Consider the following 4,916-nt stretch of genomic DNA (forward strand, 5'->3'; position numbering starts at 1 on the left):
GGTCGAACGGAAAAACTTGGAACCTTCGAGTTTCGTGCACAGTGGGGCAAATTCCAAAAATCCATCGGTTTCGATCCCAATGCCCCCTCGACATGGGATGAATGAACCACCCTACCCTCTGCCAGTCAGTTGAGGCATAAGGCGGGTATCGAGTCGCAATTCATCAAGGGAACCAAACCCATGCACGACATCCGCGCCATTCGCGAAAATCCCGCCGCCTTCGACGCCGCTCTTGCGCGCCGTGGGGACGCGCCGGTGTCGTCGGACCTGTTGCGTCTTGATGAAGAGCGCCGCGCCAAGATCCTGGCGGCCGAGACCGCGCAGGCCGAACAGAACAAGGCCAGCAAGGACGTGGGTGCCGCCAAGGCGCGCGGGGACGAGGCCGAATTCGCGCGGCTGCGCACGCTGGTGGCCGAGAAAAAGGCCGAGATCGCGCGGATGCAAAACGAGGCCAAGGACCTTGACGCGCTGCTGAACGACCAGATGTCGCGCATCGCCAACCTGCCAGCGGACGACGTGCCGCAGGGGGCGGACGAGAACGACAATGTCGAGATCAACCGCTGGGGCACCCCGCGCGAAATGGGGTTTGCGCCCAAGGAGCATTTCGAGATCGAAGCGGTGCAGAACGGCATGGATTTCGAAACCGCCGCCAAACTCTCGGGCGCGCGCTTTGTGCTGCTGTCGGGCGGTGTTGCACGCATCCACCGGGCGCTGGCGCAGTTCATGCTGGACACGCATATCAACGAAAACGGCCTGACCGAGGTCAACGGCCCGGTTCTGGTGCTGTCGGAGATGATGCAGGGCACCGGCCAGTTGCCGAAATTCGGCGAAGACAGCTATCAGACCCGCGAGGGGTGGTGGCTGATCCCGACCTCCGAAGTGTCACTGACCAATATCGTCAGTGATTGCATTGTCGAGGAAAGCTATTTGCCGCGCCGCTATACCGCGCATTCGCTGTGCTTCCGCTCGGAGGCCGGATCGGCGGGCAAGGACACGCGCGGCATGCTGCGCCAGCACCAGTTCGAAAAGGTCGAGATGGTGTCGGTCACGCATCCCGACAAATCGGAAGAGGAACAGAAGCGCATGCTGCGCTGCGCCGAGGGGATTCTGGAAAAGCTGGGCATTCCCTATCGCACCGTGGTGCTGTGCACCGGCGACATGGGGTTCGGCGCGCGCCGTACCTATGACATCGAGGCGTGGCTGCCCGGGCAGGACACCTATCGCGAAATAAGTTCGGTCTCGACCTGCGGCGATTTTCAGGCGCGCCGGATGAATGCGCGCTTTCGCCCCGAAGGCGGCGGCAAGCCGGAATTCGTGCATACGCTGAACGGATCGGGTCTGGCCGTCGGGCGCTGTCTGATCGCGGTGCTGGAAAACGGCCAGAACGAGGATGGCACCGTCACCCTTCCCGAGGTTCTGGCCCCCTATCTGGGCGGCAAGCTGACGCTGCAGCTGGACGGCACGCTGGCATAAGAAAACCGGCGCCGCGGATCGCGGGGCCGGTTTCGACGGAACAAGGGGGAGGCGTTACTTCTTCCCCTTTTTCTTGTCCGTCTTGTCCTTCTTGTCTTTCTTTTTCTTGTCTTTTTTCTTTTTGTCCTTCTTGGCCTTGATCTTGTCCTTGGCCTTTTTGAACTTTGCCTCCATCTCGGCCTTTTTCCGGGCGGCCTTTTCGGCCTTGGCCTTTGCCTTGGCTTTCTTGCGGGCCTTGGCCTCGATCTTTTCGAGCTCGGCCGCTTCCTGCGCTGCCTTGCGGTCGGCCTCGGCCTTTTGAACCTCGCTCAGGACCACGACAGCGGCCGGTGCCGGGCGGCGGCTTTTGGCCTTGCTTGCCGCCGGTTTGCGACTACGCGTGGCACGCGCCAGTGGTTTCGCCGCGGGTTCGGATACGGCAAGTTCGCGGGCCGCGGCGATCAGGACGGGCGCGCGCGCCTTGCCGATGCCGGGCACCTTGATCAGTTGCTCGGGCGTCGCCTTGGCGAGCGCCGAGACGTTTTCGATACCGTGGTCCTTGAGGGCATTGGCCAGTGCCGCGCCAATGCCGCGTACGAGTGTGACCGGGCTCATTTCTGCTCCTTGTGTTGCCTGGGGCGCGCGTTTCAACATGTATCTATCAGGTTATCCGGCCGACGCCACCGGATCGGCCGAAGAGCTGTCGGGGAACGGCACGAGGCGCTTTGCGTCTTCGTCCCACAGCTTGAGATTCAGCGCCGCCACCGCCTCGGGGAACTTGATGCGGCGCGGGGTGTATTCGGGTGGCAGGTTGTAGTGGCAGGCGCGCAACCGGTAGGAGGGGATGCGCGCGTTGAAGTGGTGGATGTCATGCAGCGTGATGCAGGCCACCGACGCATCGAACCACCAGCCGAAATCCAGCGCCGAAGAGCCTTGCAGCGCGGCCAGTTGCGGGTCGAGATCGGGGCGGCGATCCCAGTACGTGTCCTCGAAATTGTGCTGCAGATAGACAAGGAACACCCCGAGCATGCCGCCGAGGAAGGAAAAGGCCAGCCACAGCAGAACGCCGGTTTTGCCTGTGGCCAGATACAGCAGGCCCAGCATCGCCACGATCGACAGGTTGTGCAGCACCACGCCCCGGACACCGAACCGGGTGGTGTTCTTGGGCCAGCGATAGCGGATGAAATAGGTGAACAGCGCCCCGATCGGCACCAGGAAGAACGGGTTGCGGTAGAGCCGGTAGAACAGGCGCGTCTTCCAGTCCGCCGCGTTCCATTCCCGCAGGGTCATGGTGTGGATCTCACCGGTTTCACGGTGTTCCAGGTTGCCGACGCCTACGTGATGCAGGTTGTGGTTCTGCTTCATCACCTCGAAAGGAGCAAAGGTGAAGGGCGACAGCACATGGCCGGCCAGTTCGTTTTGCCCGCGCGTCTTGAACAGGGAATGGTGGCCGCAATCGTGTTGCAGCACATAGAGGCGCACGGCGCAGAAGGCAAAGACGATTCCTGCGGGGATCATGACGACCCAATGATCCACGTACCGGATCGCCAGCGCGAGCGCGGTGAAATAGACCGCAAATGTGCCGAAATAGCTGAACCCGGCACGGCGGTTGTCCTGCACCGCGTATTGACGTGTGTAACTTCTCAGATCCATGCCGTACGCTCCCCACGATGGCTGGCCCAAACTGTGTTCAAAAATGGGTGCGGCCTGCAGGGATGCAAGCCGCGCGCAGAATCTTGTGCGCGCATTCATGCTAACGCCATAGGTCGAGCGTTGTCACCTACCTCGGTTAAAAATGCTGCGAATTGGCGCAGTTACGCCTTGCGATTGAGATGCTTGGCCAGCGCACCGGCGTTTTTCTTGCGCCGTCCCTTATAGGGGTTCTTGTCCCCCTGCCCGCGCAGGGTCAGACGGATCGGGGTGCCGGGCATGTCGAAATCGGCCCGCAACCCGTTGACCAGATAACGCGTATAGCTTTCCGGCATCTTGTCGGGGTGCGAGCACATCACCACGAAACCGGGCGGGCGAGTCTTGGCCTGGGTCATGTAGCGCAGCTTGATCCGCTTGCCTTGCGGCGCTGGCGGCGGGTGCTGTTCCAGCATGCCGGTCAGCCAGCGGTTCAGCGCCGCTGTCGGCACCCGGCGGTTCCAGACGTCATGTGCGCGCAGGATGGCGTCGTGCAGGCGATCAAGGCCCCTGCCGGTCTTTGCCGACACGGTGATCAGCGGCGCGCCGCGCAGTTGCGGCAACAGACGCTCGAACGCCTCTTTCAGCTCGCGCAGCTTGTCCTGCTTGTGGTCCTCGACATCCCATTTGTTGACGGCAACAACGACGGCGCGTCCTTCGCGTTCTGCCAGATCGGCAATGCGCAGATCCTGCTGTTCGAAGGGGATTGCCGCGTCGAGCAGAACCACCACCACCTCGGCAAATTTGACCGCGCGCAGGCCGTCAGAAACGGAAAGCTTTTCCAGCTTTTCCTGCACTTTCGCCTTTTTGCGCATACCGGCGGTATCGAAGATCCGCATCGGGGTGCCGTTCCAGTCGGTGCGCAGGGAAATCGCGTCGCGGGTGATCCCGGCCTCGGGTCCGGTCAGCAGGCGGTCTTCGCCGAGAATCTTGTTGATCAGGGTGGATTTACCCGCATTGGGGCGGCCCACCACGGCCACCTGCAGCGGTTTGGACGCGGTGATTGCCGGAACTGCGCCGTCTTCCGCATCGTCCTCGTCCAGATCCACGTCGGTTTCCGGCGCGTCCTCGGCGGCCTTCTCGGCCATCGCATCGGCCAGCGGCATGAGGTGCGTGTAAAGGTCGGTCATGCCCTCGCCATGCTCGCCCGACAGGCGGATCGGTTCGCCCAGCCCCAGACCGTAAGATTCGAGCACGCCCGCATCCGCCGCCGCACCTTCGGCCTTGTTGGCCGCGAGAATGACATGATCGCAGCGCTTGCGCAGGATGTCGGCAAAGATCTCGTCCACCGGCGTGACCCCGGCACGGGCGTCGATCAGGAACAGGCAGACATCGGCCATGTCCACCGCGCGCTCGGTCAGGCGGCGCATGCGGCCCTGCAGGCTGTCGTCGGTGGCATCCTCAAGCCCCGCCGTGTCGATCACGGTAAAGCGCAGATCGCCCAGGCGCGCCTCGCCCTCGCGCAGGTCGCGCGTGACGCCTGGCTGGTCGTCGACCAGCGCCAGCCGTTTGCCGACCAGGCGGTTGAACAGGGTGGATTTGCCCACATTCGGGCGCCCCACGATGGCGAGGGTCAGGGACATGTCACTTTACTTTCAAGACTCAGACGCGCCCTATAACGCGTCTGGCCGTCAACGGAAAGCGTGCAATTGGCCCTTGGTCGACACGACATAGAGCGTCTGCCCCGCCACGACGGGCGCGGTGGACGCCCCGCCCGGCAGTTCGATGCGGCTGGTCATGACGCCGTCTGCGGGATTGTAGAAGCGCAGATATCCATC

General features: G+C 62.8%; 4 protein-coding genes and 1 pseudogene. 1 reads left to right on the top strand and 4 read right to left on the bottom strand.

Annotation, left to right across the window (positions count from 1 at the left end; all coding sequences use genetic code 11):
* Positions 1 to 180: 180 nt before the first annotated feature.
* Positions 181 to 1,473 carry a serine--tRNA ligase gene (gene serS, locus AC2FLX_RS21880; protein WP_480749754.1) on the top strand — a complete coding sequence of 431 codons (1,293 nt, stop codon included), beginning with the start codon at positions 181 to 183 and terminating at the stop codon, positions 1,471 to 1,473.
* A 54-nt stretch (positions 1,474 to 1,527) separates the two neighbouring features.
* Here serS and AC2FLX_RS21885 read toward each other — a convergent pair whose 3' ends face one another.
* The 4 genes and pseudogenes from AC2FLX_RS21885 to AC2FLX_RS21900 form a co-directional block, all read right to left on the bottom strand.
* Positions 1,528 to 2,067, bottom strand: a complete 540-nt coding sequence (locus AC2FLX_RS21885; RefSeq protein ID WP_496809839.1) for a helix-hairpin-helix domain-containing protein — start codon at positions 2,065 to 2,067, stop codon at positions 1,528 to 1,530.
* A 51-nt stretch (positions 2,068 to 2,118) separates the two neighbouring features.
* Positions 2,119 to 3,105 (bottom strand): fatty acid desaturase, encoded by a 987-nt coding sequence (locus AC2FLX_RS21890; protein WP_496809838.1) that lies wholly within the window; start codon positions 3,103 to 3,105, stop codon positions 2,119 to 2,121.
* A 161-nt stretch (positions 3,106 to 3,266) separates the two neighbouring features.
* Positions 3,267 to 4,721 (bottom strand): ribosome biogenesis GTPase Der, encoded by a 1,455-nt coding sequence (gene der / locus AC2FLX_RS21895; RefSeq protein WP_496809837.1) that lies wholly within the window; start codon positions 4,719 to 4,721, stop codon positions 3,267 to 3,269.
* Positions 4,722 to 4,769: 48 nt separating this feature from the next.
* Positions 4,770 to 4,916, bottom strand: a pseudogene (locus tag AC2FLX_RS21900) (quinoprotein); the annotation flags it as partial.

This window comes from Ruegeria sp. YKSF57, from assembly GCF_059612585.1.